The organism is Leucobacter chinensis (genome assembly GCF_019049105.1).
Taxonomy (GTDB): domain Bacteria; phylum Actinomycetota; class Actinomycetes; order Actinomycetales; family Microbacteriaceae; genus Leucobacter_A; species Leucobacter_A chinensis.
The window spans coordinates 188347-214627 of the sequence record NZ_JAHQZR010000006.1 but is presented as its reverse complement, the minus strand read 5'-3'; the positions used below and the strand labels follow the sequence as shown (position 1 = coordinate 214627).

At 60.9% G+C, this 26281-nt stretch carries 22 protein-coding genes; 3 read left to right on the top strand and 19 right to left on the bottom strand.

What is annotated here, in order from left to right:
* Positions 1-208 precede the first annotated feature (208 nt).
* The 5 genes from KTJ78_RS08190 to KTJ78_RS08170 all read right to left on the bottom strand — a co-directional run bounded on the left by KTJ78_RS08190 (position 209) and on the right by KTJ78_RS08170 (position 5067).
* On the bottom strand, positions 209-472 hold the full coding sequence (locus KTJ78_RS08190; RefSeq protein ID WP_254259494.1) for a DUF3046 domain-containing protein: 264 nt from the start codon (positions 470-472) through the stop codon (positions 209-211).
* Positions 441-767: a helix-turn-helix domain-containing protein gene (locus KTJ78_RS08185; RefSeq protein WP_217134456.1), complete on the bottom strand. Its 327-nt coding sequence runs from the start codon at positions 765-767 to the stop codon at positions 441-443. The genes KTJ78_RS08190 and KTJ78_RS08185 overlap by 32 nt, the downstream gene beginning before the upstream one ends.
* A gap of 130 nt (positions 768-897) precedes the next feature.
* Positions 898-1428 (bottom strand): CinA family protein, encoded by a 531-nt coding sequence (locus tag KTJ78_RS08180; RefSeq protein ID WP_217134454.1) that lies wholly within the window; start codon positions 1426-1428, stop codon positions 898-900.
* Positions 1425-1997, bottom strand: a complete 573-nt coding sequence (gene pgsA / locus KTJ78_RS08175; protein WP_217134441.1) for a CDP-diacylglycerol--glycerol-3-phosphate 3-phosphatidyltransferase — start codon at positions 1995-1997, stop codon at positions 1425-1427. The genes KTJ78_RS08180 and pgsA overlap by 4 nt, the downstream gene beginning before the upstream one ends.
* Before the next feature lie 49 nt (positions 1998-2046).
* Positions 2047-5067: a DNA translocase FtsK gene (locus tag KTJ78_RS08170; protein ID WP_217134439.1), complete on the bottom strand. Its 3021-nt coding sequence runs from the start codon at positions 5065-5067 to the stop codon at positions 2047-2049.
* Positions 5068-5213: 146 nt separating this feature from the next.
* On the opposite strand from KTJ78_RS08170, the gene murJ reads away from it, so the two are divergent.
* A complete protein-coding gene (gene murJ, locus KTJ78_RS08165) occupies positions 5214-6851 on the top strand; it encodes a murein biosynthesis integral membrane protein MurJ (RefSeq protein ID WP_217134437.1) in 1638 nt (545 codons plus the stop codon).
* Positions 6852-6860: 9 nt separating this feature from the next.
* Here the strand turns inward: murJ and KTJ78_RS08160 are convergent, their stop codons facing one another.
* The 9 genes from KTJ78_RS08160 to dapB form a co-directional block, all read right to left on the bottom strand.
* Positions 6861-8195 (bottom strand): carboxylesterase family protein, encoded by a 1335-nt coding sequence (locus KTJ78_RS08160; RefSeq protein ID WP_217134435.1) that lies wholly within the window; start codon positions 8193-8195, stop codon positions 6861-6863.
* A 55-nt stretch (positions 8196-8250) separates the two neighbouring features.
* Complete coding sequence (locus KTJ78_RS08155) at positions 8251-9732, bottom strand: ATP-grasp domain-containing protein (RefSeq protein ID WP_217134433.1); 1482 nt, start codon at positions 9730-9732, stop codon at positions 8251-8253.
* 11 nt (positions 9733-9743) lie between these two features.
* Positions 9744-11420 carry a ribonuclease J gene (locus tag KTJ78_RS08150; protein WP_217134431.1) on the bottom strand — a complete coding sequence of 559 codons (1677 nt, stop codon included), beginning with the start codon at positions 11418-11420 and terminating at the stop codon, positions 9744-9746.
* Positions 11421-11433: 13 nt separating this feature from the next.
* Complete coding sequence (dapA, locus tag KTJ78_RS08145) at positions 11434-12411, bottom strand: 4-hydroxy-tetrahydrodipicolinate synthase (protein WP_217134429.1); 978 nt, start codon at positions 12409-12411, stop codon at positions 11434-11436.
* Positions 12412-12501: 90 nt separating this feature from the next.
* Entirely contained in the window at positions 12502-13029 is a 528-nt protein-coding gene (locus KTJ78_RS08140; RefSeq protein ID WP_217134427.1) for a dihydrofolate reductase, read from the bottom strand.
* Entirely contained in the window at positions 13026-13829 is an 804-nt protein-coding gene (locus tag KTJ78_RS08135; protein WP_217134424.1) for a thymidylate synthase, read from the bottom strand. Before KTJ78_RS08135 ends, KTJ78_RS08140 begins: the two co-directional genes overlap by 4 nt.
* Positions 13830-13984: 155 nt before the next feature.
* Entirely contained in the window at positions 13985-15577 is a 1593-nt protein-coding gene (locus tag KTJ78_RS08130; protein WP_217134422.1) for an APC family permease, read from the bottom strand.
* 188 nt (positions 15578-15765) lie between these two features.
* Positions 15766-16212 (bottom strand): hypothetical protein, encoded by a 447-nt coding sequence (locus KTJ78_RS08125; RefSeq protein WP_217134420.1) that lies wholly within the window; start codon positions 16210-16212, stop codon positions 15766-15768.
* Positions 16209-16937, bottom strand: coding sequence for a 4-hydroxy-tetrahydrodipicolinate reductase (gene dapB, locus KTJ78_RS08120; protein WP_217134412.1), 729 nt, complete (start codon positions 16935-16937; stop codon positions 16209-16211). Before dapB ends, KTJ78_RS08125 begins: the two co-directional genes overlap by 4 nt.
* 55 nt (positions 16938-16992) lie before the next feature.
* On the opposite strand from dapB, the gene KTJ78_RS08115 reads away from it, so the two are divergent.
* On the top strand, positions 16993-18465 hold the full coding sequence (locus KTJ78_RS08115; protein ID WP_217134411.1) for a hypothetical protein: 1473 nt from the start codon (positions 16993-16995) through the stop codon (positions 18463-18465).
* Positions 18466-18503: 38 nt separating this feature from the next.
* Here KTJ78_RS08115 and KTJ78_RS08110 read toward each other — a convergent pair whose 3' ends face one another.
* From KTJ78_RS08110 to KTJ78_RS08090, 5 genes are all read right to left on the bottom strand, one after another.
* Positions 18504-19877 carry a M16 family metallopeptidase gene (locus KTJ78_RS08110; protein WP_217134408.1) on the bottom strand — a complete coding sequence of 458 codons (1374 nt, stop codon included), beginning with the start codon at positions 19875-19877 and terminating at the stop codon, positions 18504-18506.
* A 158-nt stretch (positions 19878-20035) separates the two neighbouring features.
* Positions 20036-22318 (bottom strand): polyribonucleotide nucleotidyltransferase, encoded by a 2283-nt coding sequence (locus KTJ78_RS08105; protein WP_217134406.1) that lies wholly within the window; start codon positions 22316-22318, stop codon positions 20036-20038.
* 329 nt (positions 22319-22647) lie between these two features.
* Positions 22648-24243, bottom strand: a complete 1596-nt coding sequence (gene serA / locus KTJ78_RS08100; RefSeq protein ID WP_217134405.1) for a phosphoglycerate dehydrogenase — start codon at positions 24241-24243, stop codon at positions 22648-22650.
* An 80-nt stretch (positions 24244-24323) separates the two neighbouring features.
* Positions 24324-24788, bottom strand: a complete 465-nt coding sequence (locus KTJ78_RS08095; RefSeq protein WP_217134403.1) for a hypothetical protein — start codon at positions 24786-24788, stop codon at positions 24324-24326.
* Positions 24785-25237, bottom strand: coding sequence for a hypothetical protein (locus KTJ78_RS08090; protein ID WP_217134401.1), 453 nt, complete (start codon positions 25235-25237; stop codon positions 24785-24787). Before KTJ78_RS08090 ends, KTJ78_RS08095 begins: the two co-directional genes overlap by 4 nt.
* Before the next feature lie 143 nt (positions 25238-25380).
* On the opposite strand from KTJ78_RS08090, the gene KTJ78_RS08085 reads away from it, so the two are divergent.
* Positions 25381-26280 (top strand): hypothetical protein, encoded by a 900-nt coding sequence (locus KTJ78_RS08085; protein ID WP_217134399.1) that lies wholly within the window; start codon positions 25381-25383, stop codon positions 26278-26280.
* Position 26281: the final 1 nt, after the last annotated feature.

The following is a 26281-nucleotide window of genomic DNA, read 5'->3' as shown; positions in this document are numbered from 1 at the left end:
ACCGCCCTGGGGTTGCTGCCTACAGACTGCCGCTTTCACAATTGAAAGCGACAAGGCTTGGGTGATGTACCAATGATGGTAATTTGCACCACCGACATTCACGCGGAATACCGGAAAAAGCTCGCACCATAGTGAATACTCACCCTGTTAACGGAGAGTAACAGGAATCGAACACAGTTTCGAACACCCATCGGCGTGTCGCAGGTGATTAAGGCTTCGGCTCACGCATGCCGCGCCCATGCCGGCGCTCGAGGGGCACCTGCATTTCATCACAAAGTGACTCCCAAACACGTTTTGGCGTTTCGCCACGCTCTAGCGCCTGCTCACCGGTACACCCGAGAGCACCGAGCCAGTGATCACGCATCAAGACGCCACCATAGGCAGCACCGAACTCTTCAGCAAGAGCGAGAGAAAGCTCACTCAACTTCACCCGCGAAGACCTAGGCCTTCGTAGCGAGAAGCTTGGGGGCATAGCCCGAGATCAGGCCGCTTGGCACCGTATCGGGCAGAACCGAGACGTGCAGGTTAATATCTTCGACAACCGCGAGACGCTGGCTCACCTCACCAAGAATCACCGAGAGTGGCGTATCAAGAGCTTCAGCGACCGAGGCAAGAATTTCGCTCGATGCTTCTTTCTGGCCACGCTCAACCTCTGAGAGGTAGCCGAGAGCAACCGACGCTTCACCAGCAACCTGACGCAGTGTGCGCCCTTTTTGCAAGCGAAAGTCCCGAAGTACGTCACCGATTTCTTCACGCATGAGCACCATCTGGAACCTCCTTAGTCGTGTGCGTTAGTTTAGCGCACGATGTTCTTACCGCGAGCAGCTGGCTCGTTTGCCGTTCGCTCCACTCCATTCTGCACGAGTGTCAGTGAGTACAACCCGCGAATCTCCATGATTATTCCCGAGAAAACCCTGAATCTGAGCCACCATCACTCAAGTTTAGCAGGAGTAACCTCAGAGCTGCCTGCACTGTTCCTTCTCGAATCGCGCTCCGAGAGCCCGTGAGCAGAAGTTGCTGCGCTCTTGCGACTCCTTCTGCCGCCCAGGCAATCCACACGGTTCCCGCTCCCTGCCCCGTTTGCGCATCGGGGTCCGGGCCGGCAACCCCGGTCGTCGCGAGCCCGAGGCTCGCTGGCACACCCCGCACTGCGCAGGCATGCCGCACCCCCTCAGCCATGGCAAGAGCCACATCGCGGTGCACAGGCCCGTGTTCTGCAAGGAGTCGCTCATCGACACCCAGCAGCGAGTGTTTCAAGGCCGTGTCATAAGCAACCACCCCGCCAGAAAACACACGTGATGCTCCGGGAACGGCGACGAGCTCGGCGGCAAGCATGCCTCCGGTCAGTGATTCGGCGGTGGCAAGCGTGAGCGATTGCCCGGCGCACACCTCAAGCAGTGTGGCAGCGACCTCATCATCTTGACTCATGGCAAGCGCTTCCGCTTCATGAGCGTGAGTACATAGTCGAGGCCAGACGCGATCGTGAGTACAACGGCAACGGTCATCGTCACGATGTTCACCCAGACGAACCAGTCACCGATGAGTTGAGGTAACGGGAAGAGCGCAAGGGCGATTGCGACCGCCTGTGCCACCGTCTTGAGCTTTCCCATCCAAGCGGCGGCTACGACGACATCGTGCGAGATCAGCAGACGGTGGATCGTGATGCCTACCTCACGAATGAGCACAATGATAGTGACCCACCAGAACAGCTCGCCAAGCATCGAGAGACCGATGAAGGCTGCCCCCGTGAGTACCTTATCTGCGATCGGGTCAAGCAGTTTCCCGAGATCGGTGACGAGACCTCGCGAACGCGCGAGATAGCCGTCAAGCGCATCGCTCGCGATGGCGACGATAAAAAAGACAGCCGCGGCCCAGCGAAGCGCACCCATCTGGCCCGCATCGGCAAGCAACATCCAGAGAAAAAAGGGAGTCGCGATAATGCGAACAATCGTAATGATATTCGCGATATTCCAGTTGCTCACGGGCTGAGAGTTCATGCGCCTAGATTACCTGCTTCATCGTGACCAAACGACCACTTGACCATGATTACCAGCCGCCGTCACGGCCAGTGAGCCCCCAGGCGTCTTCGTCACCATCGTCTTCACCGTCGACTTCTTCGAGCCCCTGCTGGTGTGCAGCGAGCGGATCATCGTAGCGGGGGTCGGGAGCACCGTAGTCGTTCGCAACGGGTTCGTGGGCAACTGACTCCTGCATAGCCTCGGCCTGTGGTTGCGGCGGGAGTTGCTGAGCCGGTGGCTGTTGCGGCTGCTGAGGGGAAGGCTGTTGCGCTGCCGGAGGTTCCTCGCCCGTGAGCATAGCGATCACGTTCGGGAGTTCTTCTTCGCCGACGAGCACTTCTCGAGGCTTCGAACCATCGGCTGGCCCCACGATCCCACGGTCTTCGAGCAGGTCCATCAAGCGACCGGCCTTCTGGTAGCCGACACGAAGCTTGCGCTGCAGCATCGAGGTCGAACCCGACTGCAGGCCGACGACAAGATCGACCGCCTTGAGCAGGTGCTCAAGGTCATCGCCGATATCTGGGTCGATTTCTTTCTTCTCAATCGCTGCGGCAACGTCTTTACGATACTCAGGACGTGCCTGCTGTTTCACGTGCTCGACAACATTTTTGATCTCGTTTTCGTCAACCCAGGCACCCTGAACGCGCACCGGGTTCGAAGCCCCCATGGGCAAGAAGAGACCGTCACCCTGACCGATAAGTTTTTCAGCTCCCACCTGGTCAAGAATCACCTTCGAGTCAACGCCCGACATCACAGCAAACGCGAGCCTACTCGGCACGTTCGCTTTAATGAGGCCGGTCACAACATCAACCGATGGTCGCTGTGTCGCGAGCACCAGGTGAATACCAGAGGCACGGGCTAGCTGGGTAATGCGCACGATTGAGGCTTCGACGTCTCGCGGAGCCTCCATCATCAGGTCGGCGAGCTCGTCGACGACCACGAGCAAATAGGGGTACGGCTTCAATACGCGTTGACTGCCTTCGGGCACCGCGACGGTGCCGTCGAGTACCGCACGGTTGAAGTCGTCTATGTGTTTAAAACCAAAGCTTTCGAGGTCGTCATACCTCATGTCCATCTCTTTCACGACCCACTGCAGCGCTTCGGCGGCCTTCTTCGGGTTCGTGATGATGGGGGTAATGAGGTGTGGCACACCCTGATAGGCGGTGAGCTCAACGCGCTTCGGGTCGACGAGCACCATGCGCACCTCTGCGGGTGTTGCCCTCATGAGCAGACTCGTGATCATCGAGTTCACAAAGCTCGACTTACCTGAGCCGGTTGAACCCGCCACGAGCAAGTGTGGCATCTTCGCAAGGTTCGCAAGTACGAAGTCACCGCGAACATCTTTACCCACGCCAATCGCCATGGGGTGCGCAGTAGACATTGCCTTCTGCGAGCGCAACACATCGCCCAGAGCAACGTTCTCGCGGTCGCGGTTTGGAATCTCGATGCCGATCGCGCTCTTACCTGGAATAGGGGCAAGAATCGTGATCTTGTCTGAGGCAACGGCGTAGGCAAAGTTCTGCGTCAAAGCCGTGATGCGCCCAACCTTCACGCCGGGTGCGAGCTCGATCTCGTACTGTGTCACTGTCGGGCCGCGCGAGTAGCCAACGACCTTGGCGTCAACGTTGAACTGCTTCAGCACCTCATCGATCGCTTCGATGACGGCCTGGTTGGCCTCGGAGTTCATCTTCGGTGGCTCGCCGAGCTTCAGCATGCCCTGGTCAGGCAGGTCGTAGTGCATCTGCGGGCCGGTCTCCTGGGCCGGCTGCGCAAAGGGTTGAAATTCACCGAGCGCGATCGATTCGCCCGCCCCGATGACCACGTTGGTGTCGTCGGTGCCGTCTTCTTCGAGATCTTCAAGAGGAGTCGCAGCCCGCAATCGCTCAACCACGGGCTCTACATCAGAAAGGTCGGTCGAGTTTTGCTGGTTCTCGACCGTCACAGGGTCAGGTGTTGCAACGGGCGACGCGGTGAAACGCTGTGGGGGAAGCGGCGTGGGCGCTTTGGGTTGAGGCGTAGCTTCTTCACTGTCGACGAGGGCAGAATCAAAGGGCACGTCGCCCGGTTCGGCGGTGCCGCGGGGCGAGAGCGGAGGCTTCGCATGAAACTCGGGGTCTTCTTCTCGCCCGGTCGGGTTACGACGCCAAAACGGCAGGCTCTCGGTATTGGCGTTTTCAAACTCTTCGATGTCGAAAAGCACCTCGCCTCGAGCATCTTTCTTCGGTTTCTTGGGCTTCTCGGCGGGCTTCTCGAGCGCTTTCGTTGCTTCAGCAGAAACCTCTGAAACCTCGTCTTCAGAGGGGGTCACGGCCGAGGTCTCGCCCACGAGGTAACGGTACAGGTCTCGAATTCGAGCACCGATTCGTGCCGGAGGGGTCTTCGTGATGATGAGGAGCGAAAGCAGTGCCAAGAGACTCAACACTGGTGTCGCAACCCACACCGTGAGGTACGAGAGTGGCTGACCAATCACCCAGCCGAGCACACCGCCAGCCTCACTGAACGCTGCCGCATCGGCCTGTCCCGGGTGGGGCTTGCCCCCGTAAATGTGTGCGAGCCCCGTCGTTGAGACGAGTGCGAGCATGAGTCCTACCGCAATGCGGCGATTATCGTGTGTGCCCGTCGGGTGGTTAAAGAGCCAGAAGGCAAAGCCCAGGAGCACAATGGGAAAGACGAATGAAACGCGGCCCACGAAGCCGCCCATCGTGTGAATGCGTACCCAGTCGGCAACGGAGTTACCGATGAGGAACCACTCGAACACGAGACCAACAATGGCCGCGAGCACGAGGAAGAATGGTGTACCGTCTTTGCGCAGTTCTGGTTCAAGACGCTCGAGACGGAACATGCGGCAGACAGCACCCGTTCCGTGCGCAAGTGCCATCCATACCCGAACAAGGATATTGGGGCGTTGCACAGGATCACGAATGATCTTAGTGGTGGCGTTCGCCGATGATTTTGCGGCAGGCTTCTTCGCTCGCGACTGCGCAGAAGATTTCGCACGCGAGTTTGTCTGCTTTTTGCGCGCAGAGCCAGATGAAGAGGGAGAAGCCATGATTATAGGGTACGAGATGCCCCTGACAACGCGACTCACTCTGGCGGCGTGCCCCGATTCTTTACATGATTGTGACGGTAGCCTGTTGTGATGATGAGTTACGCAACCGCACACCCCGCGCATCATTCACCGCTGGGGCAAGGAGCATGAGCGACAACCGCACAGGCCGCGCGAGCGTCATCATCGCGGCGGGAACCCTCACCTCGCGGCTCCTCGGTGTGTTTCGCGTCATGCTGCTCGCGCACGCCATAGGTGCGACAGGGCTCGCGAATAACGCGTACTGGACCGCGATGAAGATTCCCAACACAGTGTACATTCTCATCATCACGGGCGCGCTGACCGCGGTGCTCGTACCGCAAATCACGAAGGCCGCACTCAGCGAAGACCGCGGCCAAAAATACATCAACAAGCTCGTGACCCTCTCGATCGTCGCAACGCTGGCGCTCCTACCGGTCGTCGCGATCGTCACTCCGGCCCTCATCTCATTCCTTGGCGCTGGGTGGGATGAAGCGCAGCTTCGCCTTGCGGTACTGTTCGCATGGTGGCTCCTGCCCCAGATCGTCTTCTTCTCGCTCTACACCGTCGTTGGCGAGGTTCTCAACGCCAAGAAACTCTTCGGCCCCTACTCGTGGTCACCCGTGCTCGCTAACGTCATCAACATCGCAGGGCTCGTGGCTTTCCTCATGCTCTACGACGCTGACCCTGCGGGCCGAGCACCGCTTGACCGCTGGGATCCGCTCGCCATCGCGCTTGTCGCGGGATCCGCTACCCTCGGCGTGGCCGTTCAGGGACTCATTCTCTTTGCGTTCTGGAAGAAGATCGGGCTGCGTTTTCGCTTCGACTTTCGCTTTCGCGGCATCGGGCTCGGCACCATGGGCAAGGTCGCGTTCTGGCTCTTCCTCACGGTACTCGTCGCGCAGCTCGTGGGCCTCATTTACACGCTCGCACTCAACCTCGCGAACAGTTCAGATGTCGTGGGCTCTGGTGGCTGGGAGTTCGTGCGAACCATCGCGGTGATGCCCCACTCGGTCATCGTCATGTCTCTCGTGACCGCGAACTTCACCCGCATGAGTGAGAGCGTGCACGCTGGCCGTATCGACCAAATGAAGGGCTACCTCACCCAGGCGACGGGAACCGCAATCTTTGCGATGGTGTTTGTGATCGCGACGATGAGCATTCTCGCAATGCCCATCATGCGCATGCTGCAGCCCAAAGCGCCTCACCATAACCTCGAGATCTTCGCGCCCCTACTCGTCATCACGATGATCGGCATGCTCGCGCAGTCACTCCTGTTCGTATTTAACCGCGGGTTCTATGCCCTCAGCGACACCAAGCGCCCCTTCTACATCGCGGTCGTGAGTTCGGCCGTTGCGCTCCTTGGCGCACTCTTCTGCATGACGCTTCCGCCCTATCTCATTCCCTACGTGCTCGCTTTCTCTGAGGGCGTCGTCACCTTTGGGCAGGTCGCAGCAACGTTCCTCGTGCTACGCGGTCAAATTGGCCGGCTCACAGGCAGAAACCTACTCACGACGCTGATCAAGACGTGCTTCGCAGCGTTCTTCGCAGCGATCGCAGGTTTCATCGTGCTCGTGATGCTCGGAGGGCTGCAGGAGGGCGCCTTCACCGTGCGCTCGTTTGGAACCGCCTTCGCGACGTGCCTCATCATCTCATTCACGATGCTCTTCGTTTACGGCATCGTGCTCAAGATCATCAAGAGCGACGAGCTCGACGAGCTCCTCGGGGTCGGCAAACGCCTTGCAGCGAAGGTAACTGCCCGTCGCTAACGGGAGCCGCTAGGCCCGTTCGAAGCGGATCACTCCCGCCACCCCGTCGCGAGGCTCTGGGTGCCTGCCCCGTGCGAACGCGCCCCAAGCACGTCGCACGATGCGGCCGCTCTGCTCGATCTCGGCACAGCTCGCCCCACGAACGAGCGTGGCGTCACGCCAGGCACGCTCGTCGCCAAACAGCATTGCGAGGTCAACGGTGTGGCAGGCGCCAAAAGGGTTTCCCGGAGCCGACCATGTCACCACGAAGCGACTCACACGCCCTCCAGCGGCTCGCATGGTCGCTGCCAGCTCACGAGCAGGCTTTGCGTACGCCGACTTCGTGAGGGCGCGGGCTGCGAACCCCTGCAAGGCACCGCCAAGGAGCGGAACTCTGCCGAGCTTCGCAAGAACTGGAACGCTCTCTAAGAAAAAGCGGGCCTCTTCTTGCGTGTGGCCAATGAGGAGCTCGATCTCTGGCGCAACGCGCGCGAGTGCCTCGGTCAGCCCTACCCCGGGCTCAAAAGGTGTGGCCCCTGGCTGCGGTCCGTAGGGCATCGCAGAGCTGAGGCCAAAGCCTGCCGCGGCCTTGGCGGCAACCTTCTCAAGCGCAAGCACCTCATCGATTGTCATGTGCTCGTTCACTCCAGCGAGCGTAGGCACCATCTGTTCATGCATCTTGGGCCGGTCTGCCGTGAGCGAGCCGAGCGGAGCGCTCTGCACGATAGCTCGCCTCATGAGTTTCGGGGCCCCAGGGATCGCCATGAGGTGTAGCACCGCATCGGCACCCGCCGATTCGCCGAACGCCGTGACGTTCTCAGGGTCTCCCCCAAACGCTGCAATGTTGCGCTGCACCCACTCGAAAGCGAGCAGTTGGTCAAGAACACCAAGGTTTGCTGGCCGCGAGCCACCGCCCACATAGCCGAGCACCCCGAGCCGATAGGTCACGGTGACAACGATGACCTGTGCGTCAGCAACGAGCGGCGCGGGGTCCATGAAACCGATATCGCCCGCGCCCGAAACATACGAACCTCCGTGAATCCAGACGAGCACGGGAAGCGGTTCGTCACTTTCTTCGCCTGGCATTGTCACTGAGAGGCGCAGGCAATCTTCATCGTATTGAAGCTCATCTGGCCGGTAGCCAAGTCGTTCTTCCAAAAGCGGAGCGGGGTTTTGCGGGCAGGCCGGAGCCCACTCGGTTGCGAACAGGAGCTCTTCACGGTCTTCGACCGCAGTCGGCTCCTCACACCGAAGAGCGGTCGCATACGGGATACCGGTGGCACGTCTTACGGCGCCGTCGATCCACCCCTCGACGGGCCCAGCGGGAGAGTTAAATCGAGGGGTCTGTCGTGACTCTGGTTGCATCGAACGCTCCTGCCCTAGGCGGCGCAGCACCCTAGCTACGCCTCTCAGACCGAGTTTATCGCCTTGTGGCAATGGCGATTGCGAGCCGTGCCTTACGAACGAAATTCTGTACGCCGCTCAACGCCGACATGCGATACAGTGCATGCGCCGAGGCGATGAGTTCGCGCGCCTCAGGCGTGAGGTTGCGCTCATTATCTTGCACCCGCGTTCTCGCGTACACGATACCGAGATCGGTACCCCGTGTGCTGAAGCCCCCGTCAGCGACGGTGTTCAGATAAAACACCTCACCCGGTTGCAGGCTATGCCAGTCACGCGCCTCACGAACGAACTCGAGTCTCGGTGCACCCGAAACCGGTCGGTACACACCGGTCAACGGAGCCTGGAGAATGCGATGCGGCCGAGGGCCGGTCGCACGAATAATCATGTGACTCCACTCCTCGCTCGAAGCGCCGGCCGCAGCCGATGCCTCGCACAGCTCAGCAGCATCAACCCCCACATCGAGGCCCGCATACTCGGCGATGTGGAGCGCGATGAGCGGAAGCGCGGCGAATGCCCCGGTAGGAATATTCGTGATGCTCATCGTTCCCGTCAAGCGAGGGTTGAGCTCGCCGAGGTACACCTCGTCGGTATCAGTGTCGATGAGCAGGTCGATGCCGAAGGTACCCCGGTACCCCTCTTGCGCGAGGCCGTCGCCGAAGCGACGCACCATCTCAACGCCCTTGGCGCGAGCCTCAGCGCTCATCACGTTTGGTGACATCTCGTTACCCGACCAGCCGCCAGCGTGCTGGGTAAGTTCGCGGTGCCCAGTGACCTCGCTCAGGATAGGGCCCACCACGGTTCCGTTGCCGGTAACAATTGCGTCGACGGCGAGCGGCAAGTGGTTGATGCGCTTCATGATTTTGACGTCAACATCACGCAGTTTCGCTGCCACAGCCTCGTAGCGCTCTTGGTCGTCGATGAAGTATGTCGTCTCACCCGAGTTCCCGTAGGCCGTTTGCACGACGAGATCATCGCCGAGGCCGTTCTCGGTAGCGGCCCTCGTAAGCTCTGCCCAGCTCGCAACACGCGTGATAACGTTTGGCACGCTCATAACGCCAACGCTCTCGCCCAGCTGCGTGGTCACCATCTTCGAGTCGAGTCTATGGCGCAAGGCGTTCGAGGGCATGATGAGCTCAAGTCCCATCTCACGGCACAGCGCCTCTGAGGTCTCGTCGAAGAAGGCGAGCAGAACCTGAGGCTTCAAACCCTCTGGTGTTCGAGCACGCATATGCGAGATCACCTCAGGGTTCTTAAGCAGCCAGTTCACGACCGAGATGTTGCCCCGCGGTGCTGGGTTGGGAATGTTGCTGGGAACGAAAACCGCGGGATGCGTTGCGTTCCAACTGTCAACGAGGGTGATGAATGAGAGCCCAGGCACAAAGGCCTCGACACCCACGAGGTGGGTGGCGGTGCGACTCACGTAGAACACTGGTTGCTTGCTCGCCTTGAGGCGTTGCGCAACCTCTTCGAGAGGAGCGACGGGCTTCTTCTCACTCATACCGAGTCTCCTTAGACGAGCACAACCACCGGCACGATCATCGCCTTACGACGAAGCTTCGTACCAACCCAGCGGCCGATGGTGCGACGGGTGATCTGCTCTAGCTGATGCTGATCGGTCGTGCCCTCCTTCATGGCCTGCTCGAGCGCCGCAGCGATCTTGGGCGTGATCGAAGCGAACACTTCTTCTTCTTCGGCAACACCGCGCGTGTGCACGTCGGGGCCTGACACGATCTGCCCGGTCACCGGTTCAACCACGGTCACGACCGAGATGAAGCCTTCTTCGGCGAGCGTGCGGCGGTCACGAAGGTCTTCATCGGTCACGCGGCCAACACTCTTGCCGTCGACGTAGATGAAGTCGATATCGAGCTGTCCCACCTTGCGCGCGACCCCATCGACGAGGTCAACGACGGTGCCGTTGTCGCCAATGATCGTACGGTTCTGAGGCACGCCGGTCTGAATCGCGACCTCGGCGTTGGCAACGAGGTGACGGTACTCGCCGTGAATGGGCATGACGTTCTTTGGCCGCACAATATTGTAGCAGTACATGAGCTCGCCAGCCGAGGCGTGGCCCGAAACGTGCACCTTGGCATTGCCCTTGTGCACGACGTGGGCGCCAAGGCGCATGATGCCGTTGATGACCCGGTACACCGAGTTCTCGTTACCGGGAATGAGGCTCGACGCGAGAATCACGGTGTCGCGCTCGCCTACCTCGATCTGGTGCTCCTGGTTGGCCATGCGACTCAAAACCGCCATGGGTTCGCCCTGCGAGCCGGTCGACATGTAGACGATGCGGTTGTCAGGAATCTCGCCGCTCTTCTTGAGGTCGACGAGAACCCCCTCGGGCACCTCGAGGTAGCCAAGGTCGGCGGCAATTTTCATGTTGCGCACCATTGAACGGCCGAGCAACACGACCCGGCGACCGTTCGCGACAGCTGCGTCGAGCACCTGCTGAACGCGGTGAACGTGGCTCGAGAAGCTCGCGACCACGACCTTGCCCTCGGTACGGGCAATGACCTGTTCGATGACGGGCCCGATGTCTTTTTCAAGCGGCGTGAAGCCGGGAACCTCAGCGTTTGTCGAGTCGGTCATGAAGAGATCGACGCCCTCTTCACCGAGGCGGGCAAAGGCTCGCAGGTCGGTGATGCGACCATCGAGCGGCAGCTGATCCATCTTGAAGTCGCCGGTGCCAATCACGAGGCCGGCGGGGGTGCGAATGGCAACCGCGAGAGCATCGGGAATCGAGTGGTTCACGGCAATGAACTCGAGGTCGAAGGGTGCGAGCTGCATGCGCTCGTCTTCGACGACCTCGTGCAGTACTGGCTTGATGCGGTGCTCTTTGAGCTTCGCCGCAACGAGCGCGAGCGTGAGCTTCGAGCCGATGAGCGGAATGTCGTGGCGCTTCTTGAGCAGGTACGGCACCCCGCCGATGTGATCTTCGTGACCGTGCGTGAGCACGACGCCGACAATGTCGTCGAGACGGTCTTCGATCTTCGTAATGTCGGGAAGAATGAGGTCGACACCGGGCTGGTGCTCTTCTGGAAACAGGACGCCGCAGTCAACGACGAGCAGCTTGCCGTCGAATTCGTAGACGGTCATGTTGCGACCGACCTCTCCGAGCCCCCCTAGGGGGATGACCCGAAGCGTGCCGGGCGTGAGTGCTGGTGGGTCGTACGCGTGACGTAGCAAGTGAGATTCGCTCCTATCGAGTGGTGCCCGCGACCTTTGGAAGTGCACCGCCTGCAGCGGCGTTTCGGTCTGGGCGGAAATTTGAAAGATCAAGCCCTGCGAGCTCGCCAACGAGACCGAGCTCGTCTTCGATGAGAGCGGCTTCCCACTCTTCAGGACCAACGAGAGGCAGGCGCACCCGGGGGCTTGAGATACGGCCAAGGCCGTGCAGAATGTATTTGGCAGCAACGGTGCCGGGCACGTGCGTCATGACGGCACGAACGAGCGGCTCCAACTGCTGATGCGCTGCCTGAGCAGCGTGCAGATCGCCACGGTTCACCGCGTCAATAATGACGCGGTACGGCGATGCTGTGACGTTTGCGGTCACTCCGATGAGGCCGCTGGCTCCGATCGCGAGGTGCGGCAGCACGTTCGCATCATCGCCTGAAAAGTACATGAGATCGGTCTGGTTGAGCACGCGGCTCACTTCGCTGAAGTCGCCCTTCGCGTCTTTGACCGCCAGAATGTTCGGGTGCTTTGCGAGCCGCAGAATCGTTTCGTAGCGGATCGGCACACCCGTTCGACCGGGAATATCGTAGAGAATCACGGGCAGGTCTGTGGCATCGGCAACCATGCGGAAGTGCGTGAGCAACCCAGCCTGCGTCGGCTTGTTGTAATACGGGGTCACGATCATGACGCCGTCAGCGCCCGCCTTCTCGCTGGCCTTGTAGAGCTCAATCGCGTGCGCGGTCTCGTTTGATCCGCCGCCGGTGATGATTTTGGCGCGGCCCGATGAGACCGACTTCGCGACCTCGACCAGCTTCAGTTTCTCGGGGTCGGTGAGCGTCGAGGTCTCACCCGTCGTTCCAGTGACGACGATGCCGTCGGCGCCACGAACGATGCAGTCTTCAATGTGCTGCTCGGTGGCAGCCCAATCAACCTCGCCCTGGGCGTCAAAGGGAGTAATGAGCGCGACCAGTACCTGGCCAAATGGATTCTCTTTCACAGACACCTCTCTAGGGTACCCGACTTTTGGGCTGGGGTTTCGCTTCTCGTGCATTCTTACGGGCCCAGAGCACCCCAAGAAACGAGGCCAGCGGTTCTACGCGACGACTTGAACCCCTTGCGAACGCCTCACGTAGCGTTCGAATACGTAGCCCGTGCCCTTCGCCGAGAGAGCCGGCTCGCTTCGTTCAAGCAGCATCCACTCGGGCCCGATCTCGGGGGCAAAGGTGTCGCCCCCCGTCACCTCAAGGTCGAGCTGGGTCACTGCGAGTTCATCAGCGTGGGGCATCGCCTCGCGGTAGAGGTGCCCACCCCCCATGATCCACACGGTTTCGGTTGTTGCTTCTCTCGCCATCTCAAGCGCACGCTCAAGCGACGACACGACCGTCGCGCCCTCAGCGTGAAAGCCAAGGGTGCGCGAAACGACGTAGTTCTGTCGCCCTGGCAAGGGGCGAAAGCGATCTTGGAGCGACTCCCAGGTGCGCCTTCCCATGATGACTGGGGCACCCAAGGTCGTTTCTTTAAAGTGTGCGAGGTCTTCTGGCACGTGCCACGGCATCGTGCCATTCTTGCCGATGACTCCCCCGGCAGCCTGCGCCCAAATCATTGCGATTCTCATGGTCATACCGCGATCGGAGCCGAGATGGTTGGGTGGTGTTCGTAGCCGATGGCCTCGAAGTCGCCGATCTCGTAATCGAAGATCGAGTCACGCTCGGCCATCGCCATCTGCGGGTACGGGTATGGCTCACGGCTCAGCTGCTCTCGCACCTGCTCGACGTGGTTGTCATAGATGTGGCAGTCTCCGCCCGTCCACACAAACTCGCCCGGTTCGAGTCCCGTCTGCTTCGCAACCATCAGCGTGAGCAGCGCGTACGACGCAATGTTGAAGGGAACGCCTAAGAACATGTCGGCAGAACGCTGATACAGCTGGCACGAGAGCTTGCCGTCGGCGACGTAGAACTGGAAGAACGCGTGGCAAGGAGGCAGGGCCATGTTGTCAAGTTCGGCGACGTTCCACGCCGAGACAATGTGGCGGCGCGAATCAGGATTCTCGCGAATCGCCTCGATGACCTGTGAAATCTGGTCGATATGCTCACCGTTCGGCGTGGGCCACGAGCGCCACTGCACGCCGTAAACCGGGCCGAGCTCGCCGTTTTCATCGGCCCACTCGTTCCAGATGCGAATGCCGTTGTCGGTGAGGTACTGGATATTGCTGTCGCCACGCAAGAACCAGAGCAGCTCGCCGACAACCGACTTCAGGTGCACACGCTTCGTCGTGATGAGCGGAAACGATTCGCTGAGGTCAAAACGCATCTGGCGGCCGAACACGCTGCGCGTTCCGGTACCGGTTCGGTCACCCTTCTGGGCACCGTGCTCAAGCACGTCACGCAGCAGGTCTTCGTAAGGGGTTGGTACGTGTGGCATACCGATCATTCTACCCCGCCAGCGCACCCGTCAGGCTGTGCACTCGAGACTCCTCAGCATACGCAAGGAGCCCCGGCACGACCGTGAAGTCGATACCGGGGCTCCTTGCGCAGAAGGGTTGGCGCTGAAAGCGCCCGCGGGGCAAACCTTCTCAGCTAGCCCTTGATGCCATCGTCAAACGAAACGAACTCCTGGCTGTCGTCACCACGCTTGAGCGTCTCGCCCCTGAAGAAGGCCGGGGCCTTCTTCGAGTAGATGAGCATGAGCACAACACCGAGCAGAATGAGCGTGGTGCCAATAAGTCCGACGAGACCGATACCGCCGATGTTCGAACCCGATCCCGCAGCGGGGTCGAGGTAGTCGATGGTCGTCTGAACGAAGGTGATGATGAGGAAGATGCCGCCGAGGCCGGGAAGAATGACGCGCATCCAGAGCGCACCCTGGCCCTCCTTGTGAGCGGTCTTACGGAAGTACCATGCGCTCGAGAGCGCCGTCACACCGTAGTAGAAGCAGACCATCATGCCGAGCGCCGTAATCGTGTCCCAGAGCACGTCTTCACTGATGAAGCGCATGATCGCGTAGAACACCGAGGCCACGACCGACGAGAGCAGCAGCGCCACGTAGGGTGACTTGTATTTGGGGTGAATCTTCTTGATTGATTTGGGGATCGCGCCGTAGTGCGACATCGCGAGCAGCGTGCGCGCGGGCGAGATCGCGGTGGTATTGATCGATGAGAACGCACTCAGCAAAATGCCGAGCGTCAAGAGGATCGCGAAGGGCCCCATGACGGGGTGCGCGATTGCGGCAAAGACGTTCTCTGCGATCGAGGTGTTTGCGAGGCCGTGCGGCCCATCGCCAACGCCAGCCCAGACGAGGGTCGCAGCCGCGGTGCCAACGTACATCACGAGAATGATGACCACGAGAATCATGGCTGCCTTGCCCTCGGTCGAGAGGCGGCCCTTCGATGGGCGGGTCTCTTCGCCGAGCGTGAGCACGGTATCCCAACCCCAGTACACGAAGATTGAGACGGCGAGGCCTGCCGAGAAGGCCGAGAAAGAGCTGATCTCAAGCGGGTTAAACCACGAGAGTTCCATGGCGTTGCGCACACCGGTGTCGGGGTTTGGCTCTGCGAAGAAGAACATCGCGAGAATGAACCAGATGAGCACGGCGACCTGGAAGAAGACGGTGATGTACTGGAAAATCTTGGTCGAGGTCATGCCGCGGTACGAGATGAACGTCGCGATACTCATGAACACGAGACAGGTGAGAATGTTGATCCAGACGTTGCCCGACAAGGCAGCAATGTCTCCCCCACCACTCAGCGCGATGTCGAGGGTCTCAAAGAGAAAGTCGACGGCGATGCCGGCGAGGTTTGAGAGCACGAGCACGGTTGCCGCGATGAGGCCCCACCCAGCCATCCAGCCAACCCAGGGACCGAAAGCCCTCGTTGCCCAGGTGAATGAGGTGCCCGAATCTGGCATTTTCGCGTTGAGAGCACGGTAGCCGAGAGCCACGAGCAACATTGGGATAAAGCCCGCGAGGAAGATCGCGGGGGTCTGCCAGCCGACTTCTTGAGCCGCTGGCCCAATCGCCGAGGTCAAGGTGTACGCGGGGGCACACACCGAGAGGCCGATGATAACGGCGCCGAAAACACCCACCGTGCCTGATTCAAGGCCCTTACGGCTAATACCGGTCACTGAATCGAGCGCGCGCGTTGGCGGCTGATGTTGTTGCTCGCTTGTGGTCATTTACTCAAGACTTTCTGAATGTGCTTCTGCAATGAAGTTTGCCCATAATGAACCACCCCTTATGAGGGTGGCGTCTGTACCAACCGTTAATCTTATGCGTTCAAACCATATAGTCCTAGTGCAAAAGAAAAAGCAACGAAATCAGTTGAAAATTTGCTCAGATTATGACCGATCCGCACAATTTGATCTCACTTGCGCAACGAAATTGCTCGCCTCAGCGATGCGCGCGCGCTCGTTCGATCGCCGGCGGCGTCCTGCATAATGCCGAGCCTGGCCCAGGCCTCCCACGACTGCTCGTTCGCCGTCACTTCGGCCTCGTATGATTCGAGCAGCCCCTTCGCTTGCTCGCGTACGGGCTGACCCGAGGGCAATGTTTCGACCTCTTCAACGGGAACCCGCCCTGTGCGATCGAGCTCGTCGACGAGCCTTGTTGCCTCGCGACCAAAACGCAGCTCACGCAGCAGCGCCCACGCACCGATGAGCGGCAACACGAGCATCGCGACGCCCATCGTGATGGCGAGCAGGGTGCCCGATTGGAACAGAGCGATCGCCCGCTGCACCGCATAGACGAAGTAGAGCACGAGCAGCACGCTCATGATCCACACCCCAAAGAGGGCACTCTTGCGCTGGTTCATGACACTCCCAGAATCTCGTTGAGGCCAACCGTGAGGCCCTCATGGGTGAGCGATGCCTCGAGCGCGGCGCGAACGCCGGCACGGTACGAATCACTCGAGACGGTGTCGTGCGTAATCGTGAGCGTCTCGCCGACGCCTCCAAAGCGCACCTCTTGCTTCGCGACCACTCCCGCAAGACGGAGGCTGTGGATCGGAACCCCTTGCGTCTGCTGCCCACGCGCGGCTTGGTCGGCAAACGGCGCGTCGACGGGATTACCCTCGCGCTCTCGCATGATCGCCTGCGCCGTGTGCACCGCGGTACCCGAGGGAGAGTCAATCTTCTTGGGGTGGTGAGTCTCGATGATCTCAACGGCGTCGAAGTACCTGGCGGCGATCGTCGAGAGCGCGGTGCCGAGCACCGAGCCGAGCGAGAAGTTCGGAACGACGATGACGCTCGCCCCCGGTGTCTCGGCGATATCGTTTCGCAACTCCGAAAGGCGCTCATCGTCCCACCCGCTCGTCCCGACGATGACTCGCTGCCCCCTGGCAAGAGCTTCCCGCACAATCGTGGGTGACAACTCGGGGGTGGTTGCGTCGATGATCAGGTCGGCGTTGTGCCACGCCTCGGGGGCAGAGGCTCTGCCGAGGCGTTCGGTGAGCGTGAAATCGGGGTGTTCTTCGACCACCTCGCTCATGACGCTTCCGAGTCTCCCGCTGGCTCCGGCAATGGCTACGCGTGTCTGCATACCCCTAAGCGTAGCCGACAAACTGGGGCCGAGTCTGCGGTGATAAGATGACCGAATGCATGAGATTTCGCGCATCGCAGAGCGCCTAGCCGCTAACGAACAGCCCATCTTTTACATCAACCGGCCCGCGAGCCACCTGCTCGGGGTTGAGGAATGGGTCGCGAACTTCTATTCCATTCAGCTCAGAGACCTCTGGCCAGTGCGCAGCGACAGGGTGTTCCTGCCGAGCAAACGCCCACGCACCCCGCTGAGTCACGAAGACTCCGTGCTCTGGCTCCTGCGCAGCCCAGAGGTGCAGCACTTCATTGCCGAAAAGACACCGTCGCACTTGCGCCCCCGCGTCATCGTGTACTTTATGCACGATCAGGAGACCGAAGATCTCTGCGCCGAGCTCGGCTACGACCTCGTCTCGATAACCGTTGCTGAGCGCGTGCGGCTCGACTCCAAACTGCTTACGACACAGTGGAGCGAGGAAGCCGGCCTCGTCAACGTGCCCCACGTCATTACCGAGGTGGCAAGCTACGCCGAACTCATACAGGCTGCAGCCGATGCCGATCTTGGGCGCGAACTCGTCGTACAGACCGACTACGGTGAGGCCGGAGCCGGGACCTACTTCATTCGTAGCGAAGACGACTTCGCCGCGGCGAGCGAACACATTCTTGGCAAGACCCTCAAGGTCATGAAACGCATCGCGCACCGCTCACTCGCGATGGACGCGGTCGTAACACCCCAGGGCGTCATCGCAGGACCACTCCTGCAAGACATCATCGGCCACCCCGAAATCGCCATTCACAAGGGCGCGTCGAGCGGTCTCGAGTTTTACCCCGACGTGTTGCCAGAAGCAGAGCGGCGTCGCGCCACCGAGATGGTCGTACGTTACGGCGAGGTACTCAAGAACGAGGGGTATCTCGGCCTCTTCGAGGTCGATATCTTGCATGACCTCGACAGTGGTGAGCTCTTCTTCGGCGAGGCCAACCCTCGCTTTAGCGGTTGCGCCATGATCTCAAACGCCACGACGGCTGAGTTCTGGAACCTGCCGCTATACGCGCTACACATCTACGCGTTTCTCGGTTTCGACGATGACATCGACGTCGCGGCGATTAACGATACCTGGAACCGCGTACCCAAAGACATGGCATGGTCGAACATTCTGCTGCGCCACGTCTCACACTCCCCCGAAGAGATCGTCGCCGCCCCGAAAACCGGTCGCTACCGTTTAGAAGCCGACGGAACGCTCACCTTCATCGAGGCTGAGCCACACTGGTTCGCACTGCGCGAAAGCGACGAAGTGTTCTTCCTGAGCTACCGCAGCGCTGGCGACACGAAGGTATACGGCTCTGAAATCGGGTCGCTCTACCGCCGAGGCCGCTTTCAGGACTACGAGGGCAAGCTCACCCCCGATACCAAGACACTCATTGAGCACATGCACGGGCTCTTCGTCTCGAAGCCGCTGTCATTCATGACCCGCGCATCGAACTCGGCGAGCCGCAGGGCTCGTCAGGCTTTCTCGCGACTGCGCCGAGGCTAGGGCCAGCCCACGCTGGAGCTGGCCTCGCCGTAGAGCAGCTAGAGCGTCGTACGTGACGTCTCGCCCACGGCGACCGTGAAGCGCGACTGAGCGGCGAGCTGCGCGGCAACGCGCTTGACCTCGTCATGCGTCACCGCGGCAAAGTGCTCGAGCGAGGTGTCGAGATCCCACAGTTCGCCCGTGCCAAGCTCGGCCTTCGCGAGGCGCCCCATGCGTGTATCGCTATCTTCGAGCGCCAGGGCCGATGAGCCTGCGAGCTGACCGAGCGTGCGTTCAAACTCTTCTTCGGTAACGCCCTCTGCTGCGACGCGCTCAAGCTCTTCGTGTGCGACCTGCACTACCTGCGCAGCGTTCTCGGGAGCACAGGCGGCATACATGCCAAAGAGTCCAGCATCACTGTATGAGGCGCCAAAAGCGTACGCCGTGTACGCGAGCCCGCGCTTCTCACGAATCTCCTGGAAGAGTCGGCTCGACATTCCTCCACCGAGTACCGAGTTCATAATGCCGTAGGCAAAGCGCTCGGGGGCGCCCGCCTGGAAACCAGGCCCGCCAATCATGAGGTGCACCTGCTCACCGGGTTTCTCGGTCACAAAGGTCTCGCGTGCTTCAGAGGCCTGGAGCCCCTGCCCCTCTCCGTCTGCGCCGCGCTCACGTGAACGGCGCGGCGCGGGCGCACCGCTCTCACGGGTGTGCCAGCGGGCGTCGCTCGCGGCCTCAAGCGAACGCGCGACGAGCTCGACGAACTCGTCGTGATCCACCGCACCAGCCGCGGTGACAACGAGGGTGCCAGCACGGTAGGCCTCAAGGTAGTGCGCCATGACGTCATCGCGGCGCGCGGCCTTAATCGTCTCGGGGTTACCGCCAATCGGGCGCCCGAGTGGGTGGTCACCCATGACCACCTCAAAGAAGCGTTCGCCCGCGACATCGGCCAGATCGTCTGACGCCATCGCGAGCTCCTCGAGAATGACCCCGCGCTCCGTTTCAAATTCACCCTCTTCAATGAGCGAGTTCGTGACCATATCGGCGAGCATGCGCGTCGCCTCTTCAACGTTCGCGTCGCGCACCTTCGCGTGGTAGCAGGTGTACTCTTTCGCGGTCATCGCGTTATGCTCTGCGCCCATCTTGTCGAAGGCTGTGGCGATGCCGTACGCGTCAAACGAGGGCGTTCCCTTGAAGAGCAGGTGCTCAAGGAAGTGCGTCGAACCAAGGCTCGCAGGCGCATCGCCACGCTCAGCTTGCTCGTCACGCGACCCGACACCGACCCAAAAGCCGATGCTCGCGCTTCGAGCGCCAGGCATGTGCTCCGTGAGCACTCGCAGCCCGCTCGGGTGCACCGTGCGGCGAATGAGACCGCCAGAGAGTTCAACGGTGAGTTCAGGGTGTTCAAGAGGAAGAGCGATAGGTTTTTGCACACTGCAACCCTACCCGCTCACCCTCAAAGGCTTGCCCGCCTCGCGCCCAGGCCGGGCCTTCGCATCGGCGAAGAGCACGCGCTGGGCAGCTGCCTACAAACAGCGAACCCCGCCACGAGCGCATCGTGACGGGGTTCGCAGTGGAAAGTGACGCGAGACTACTCTGCAGCCTCTTCCTTCGCTTCGTCGGCTGCCTCAGCGCCCGCTGCGGTGTCGTCAAGCACTGGAGCGAGCGAGAGCTTGCCACGATCATCGATCTTCGTGATCTCAACGAGAATCTTCTGACCGATCGAGAGCACGTCGTCGACGTTCTCAACGCGCTTGCCACCAACGAGCTTGCGCACCTCTGAGATGTGCAGCAGGCCGTCTTTACCCGGCAGCAGTGAGATGAACGCACCGAAGGTCGCGTTCTTCACGACCGTACCGAGGTACTGCTCGCCGATCTCGGGATTCTGCGGGTTAGCGATCGCGTTGACCTGCGCGCGCGCAGCCTCGGCGGTCGGGCCATCGGTCGCGCCGATGTAGACGGTGCCGTCGTCGTCGATTGAGATGTCGGCGCCGGTCTCGTCCTGAATACCGTTGATCGTCTTGCCCTTGGGGCCGATGAGTTCGCCGATCTTGTCGACGGGAATCTGCACCGTGATGACGCGAGGCGCGGTGGGAGCCATCTCGTCGGGAGCGTCGATCGCCTGGTTCATGACGTCGAGAATCGTCTCGCGCGCCTCTTTCGCCTGTGACAGTGCCGAGATGAGCACGTCTGAGGGAATGCCGTCGAGCTTCGTATCGAGCTGAATCGCGGTCACGAACTCTGAGGTACCAGCGACCTTGAAGTCCATGTCGCCAAGCGCATCTTCAGCACCGAGAATGTCGGTGAGCGCTGCGTAACGGGTCTCGCCATCAACCTCGTCTGAGACGAGGCCCATCGCGATGCCGGCAACTGGCGCACGAAGCGGCACACCAGCGTTGAGCAGCGACAGGGTCGAAGCACAAACCGACCCCATTGAGGTCGAGCCGTTCGAGCTCAGCGCCTCTGATACCTGGCGAATCGCGTACGGGAACTCTTCGCGGGTCGGAAGAACCGGAACGAGCGCGCGCTCTGCGAGGAAGCCGTGGCCGATCTCGCGACGCTTCGGGCTGCCAACGCGGCCGGTCTCACCGGTCGAGTACGGCGGGAAGTTGTAGTGGTGCATGTAACGCTTCGACGTGACCGGCGAGAGCGAGTCGATCTGCTGCTCCATCTTGAGCATGTTGAGCGTGGTGACGCCCATGATCTGGGTCTCGCCGCGCTGGAAGATCGCTGAGCCGTGCACGCGAGGCAGAACCTGCACCTCTGAGTCGAGCGAGCGAAGATCGCGCAGGCCACGGCCGTCGATACGCTGGCCCTCGGTGAGAATGCGACCGCGAACGATCTCCTTCGTTACCGACTTGTACGCCGCTGAGACCTGCTCTTCAGCGCCCTCAGGCAACTCGCCGGCCTCAACCTTGGCCGCGACAGCCTCTTTGACGCTTGCCTTGAGCGCGTCGTCAGCATCCTGACGCTCCTGCTTGTCGGCAATCTGGTAAATCGAGGTGAGCTCGGCGCGTGAGAGCGCGTCAACCGCCGCGAGAACCTCGTCGGTGTAGGGCATGAACACGGGGTATTCCTGCGCCTCGCGTGAAGCCTGGGCAGCCATCTCTGACTGTGCCTTGCAGAGCTGAGCGAGGAAGGGCTTTGCAGCCTCGAGGCCCGAAGCTACAACGGCCTCGTCGGGGCGCGTTGCGCCGCCCTTGATGAGGTTCCAGCTGCCCTCGGTTGCCTCAGCCTCAACCATCATGATGGCGACGTCTTCGACACCGTTCTTGTCGGTGACAATGCGGCCAGCAACCATGAGGTCGAAGACGGCAAGCTCGAGCTGCGCTGCGTTCGGGAACGCAACCCACTGGCCTGCCTCGCCGCCCTGCCCCGGAATGAGCGCGAGGCGAACGCCCGCGATCGGTCCCGAGAAGGGCAGCCCTGAGATCTGAGTTGACGCCGATGCCGCGTTGATCGCGAGTGCGTCGTAGAACTCACCGGGTGCGATCGAGAGCACGGTCACAACGATCTGAACCTCGTTGCGCAGGCCGTCAACGAATGACGGGCGCAGCGGGCGGTCGATGAGGCGGCACACGAGAATCGCCTCGGTCGAGGGGCGACCCTCACGGCGGAAGAATGAGCCGGGAATCTTGCCGGCAGCGTACGAACGCTCTTCAACGTCGACGGTGAGCGGGAAGAAGTCGAAGTGTTCCTTCGGCTGCTTCGATGCGCTCGTTGCCGACAAGAGCATCGTCTCATCGTCGAGGTACGCGGCAACCGCGCCCTGAGCCTGCTGCGCGAGGCGGCCGGTCTCAAAGCGAATCTTGCGTGAACCGTACTTCCCGTTGTCGAGAACGACCTCTGAGAACTTAATTTCTGGACCCTCCACGGGCACTCCTAACTGTTTCAGCACGCTCGCGGCGCACACCAGTGCGTCGCATCAAGCGGGCGCTGATCAACAGTAGAAAACCACTCACGTACTCTGGTGAGGGATTTGCCACCGGTGACCAGCTCGCTACCCGCGTGCTTGCGTCATATGCGAGCGAGCATAACGCTCGCACAGCCAGAATAGCAGTACTCCTGAAAGATGCCCCAGAAGCAGGGTTACCGGGTGAGCCCGCGCGCGTCTCGAATCGTGCGCAGACGACAAAGGGGCGGATCCGCACCCGAACCCGCCCCTTGCAAAACCCCGCGCGCTAGGCCGCGAGGCCACGCGCCTTAGAGGTCTTCAATAATGTCGATCACGTGCACCTGCGGGGTGCCAACAGCGTCGCGCAACGAATCGGCGAGCTCGTCGCTCACGGGTGAGTCGACGGTGAGCACGCTGAGCGCAATGCTCTGCTTGTCGTCGCGAGCGATCTGCAGCGCCGCAATGTTGATGCCGGCCTCGCCGAGCAGCACACCGTAGGCCGCGACGATGCCGGGGCGATCTTCGTAGCTCAGAATAACGAGGTGATCAGCGAGCGGCAGCTCGAGGTCGTAGCCGTTCACTTCAACGATCTTCTGAATCTGCTTCGGCCCCGTGAGCGTACCCGAGATCGAAACCGTCGAGCCGTCTTCGAGAGCACCGCGCAGCGTGATGACGTTGCGGTACTCTTCTGATGCGGTCTCGGTGATGAGTCGGGTCTGAATGCCACGCTGCTCAGCGAGCAAGGGGGCGTTCACGTACGAAACGGGGTCGTTCACGATCTGCGTGAAGAAGCCCTTGAGCGCAGCGAGCTCGAGCACGCTGACGTTGTGGGCAGCGATCTCACCGCGGGCGATGACATCGATCGAGGTGACGCGGCCCGAGGCGAGCTGCGCGAACGCCTGGCCGAGCTTCTCGGTGAGCGGCAGCCCCGGGCGCACATCTTTCGCGATAACGCCACCGGCAACGTTCACGGCGTCGGGCACGAGTTCACCGGCGAGCGCGAGGCGCACCGACTTCGCGACCGAAACGCCGGCCTTTTCCTGAGCCTCGTGCGTCGAGGCACCGAGGTGAGGGGTCACGTTCACGTTCGGGAGGCCCGTCAGGCGCTGATCGGCCGGAGGCTCCTCCATGAACACGTCAAGCGCCGCGCCAGCAATCTCGCCGGCCTCGAGGGCTGCCTGCAGGGCCGCCTCGTCGATGAGACCACCGCGCGCAACGTTGACCACGTACGCGCTCGACTTCATCGCCTTCAGCTGCTCGGCACCGATCATGCCGAGGGTCTCTGGCGTGCGAGGCATGTGGATCGTGAGGAAGTCTGCGCGAGCGACAAGCTCATCAAGCTCGACAAGCTGCACACCAAGCTGGCCTGCGCGGGTCGCGGTAATGTAGGGGTCATACGCAATGAGGTCAACGCCAAAGCCTTTGAGGCGTTCGGCGACGAGAGCACCAATGCGGCCGAGGCCAATAATGCCAACGGTCTTCTCGTAGAGTTCAACGCCGGTGTACGAGCTGCGCTTCCATGCACCGTCAGCGAGCGACTGATGCGCACGCGGCAGGTGGCGCGCGAGCCCAAGAATGTGCGCGACCGTAAGTTCGGCGGCGCTCGTGATGTTCGAGGTCGGCGCGTTCACGACCATAACGCCGGCAGCAGTTGCCGCCTTAATGTCAACATTGTCGAGGCCAACGCCGGCGCGTGCGATCACCTTCAGTTTCTTCGACCATGAGACGGCCTCTTCGTCCATCTGCGTCGCCGAGCGCACGAGAATCGCGTCGGCATCGGCGAGCGCTGCTTTGAGCGCGCCCCGATCGGTGCCGTCAACGTGCACGACGTCGAAGTCAGGGCCGAGGGCCTCGATGGTTGCTGGTGAGAGTTCTTCTGCGATCAACACGACCGGTTTCGCCACGGTATATCCTCATTCAGTTACTTTGAGCCTCCCGCTGAATACGGGCACAAGCTCTATTGTACGTCGCGAACCGAGAAGCCCTAACCCAAATACGTCGTTGTTGGCACGAGGTGCATCATGTCGAGTTGCAACACCGCAACAACCGTGAGCCCAGCGACCATCAGCAGAAGTTTTGTCGAGCGTTTCTTCCCCACTCCGATGAGTAGCGACACGAGCAACGCCAGCGCAGGCACCGCAACGCCAACGACAAGCCATACGCGCCCAATGTCAGAGAGCCCGTCAGCGAGAATCGTGGCCAGCTGATCCATGCCAATCCAGTTACCGATCGCCGCAGAGATCGAGTAGGCATAGAGTCCGATAACCGCGATGAACCCAACCCAAAACCAGATCGTGTGCGAAAGCTTCGAGGCAACAGCACCTTCGCCCTCGACCTCTTGAGCGTTGAGCTCTGAGTCGCCTTCAGAGTCGAGCGCTGAGCCGAGCGCGTTTGCGTCGGCCTCTTGCTCAGTGGACCCGTGTGCCGCAGCACCCTGTGCCTTGGTCATTGCCCGCCACCTCCATAGAGCATTGGGAGTGGAACAAGAATAACCACACCCAGAATGAGCGCTACCGCGAGCGCGAGATGTCCAGCCTTCTTCGTGAGTTTCAGAGAGGTCACGAACCACACAAGTGGGGCAAAGGGAGCAAGCCAGAAAATAAACTGCTGCAAGAAACTCCCGACGATACCGCTTCCGCTCGCAGCAGCTTGGTTGATTGACGAATACGCCTTCGCGATTTCAAGCCATCCCCAGGTATACAGCAAGTAGAGGCCGCCGAACACGCCAAGCAGCATGAGCACAACGTTGCTCACACGCTCGGTCTCGGTACCGGAGTCGACTTCGCTCGCGTCATTCTCGGGAGCGAGGGTTGGGGGCGCTGGCGCAGACTCGGGTTGCACGGTCCACCCAGCCGCCAGACCACTCACGCGTGGTTCTACGGGCTCTGGATTCGTCACGGTGTCGAGTGTACTAGCACCGTCTGGGCACAAGCTTGTGCGTGCAGACCGCGCAGCGGCTAGCAGACAGGTGACCCGTAACGTATGATCAAGCATGAGTACACCGTTCGGGCTGTTATTGCCCACCTTGTCTAGGAGCACCCATGACCGATTCGCCAGGGAAGAAAAAGGTCGTCAGAGCGTCAGAGGCGCAGTCGAAGAATGGCAAAAACATTCCCCGCTCGCCCCGCCAAGCAGACGGGCCGGTGTGGGCCCCCACTGAAGAGGCTGCGCGCAAAGCGAAAACCTCGCGCCTCATCGCGTGGGGTTCGTGGGCCATCGCCATCATCGCCGAGGTTGCAACGATCATCTGGGTGCTCCCCACAGCGAACGAGAAGCTCTGGCTACTGCTCGTCATGCTCGTCCCAATCGCACTCTTCGCGATCGCGGGCAACCTCATGTGGAAGAAGGCAAATCGCCTCTCTCCGGCGTCAAAAGAAAACGCATTTGCCTTCTTCGTGCAAAATCAGCTCGGCGCCATCATGACGGTGATCGCGTTTCTGCCCCTCGTGATCTTTATTCTGCTCGACAAGAACATGAACGGAAAACAAAAGGCTGTCGCAGGCGGGCTCGCGGGGCTCGCGCTGGTTCTCATCGCGACCCTCACTGGCATCGAGTGGGATGGCGGGCCCTCACAAGAGCAATACGCTGAAGAAGAAAACATCATGCTTCAGCTCACCGGAAAAGACGAAGTCTTTTGGGTCAAGAACGGTTCGGTGTTTCACGTTTGCGAAACGGTGCCCGACGTGAACAAGGAGTCAGCAGACGGTCGCATCTTCACCGGCAGCGTTGCTGAGGCCCACGAAGCTGGCAAGGACAGGCTCACCAAACGCTGGCAAAGCGAAGCGGTGAAGCACTGCGGCTACACCCAAGATGAAGTCGATAAGGTCGCTCACGCTGCAACGGCGACCCTAGAAGATCCGCCAGCCCCTGCCCCAGAAGACGAAGACGCCGAGAGCGACGCGCCTGAAGCAGACGATCAGGGCTCAACGAAAACGCAGTAAC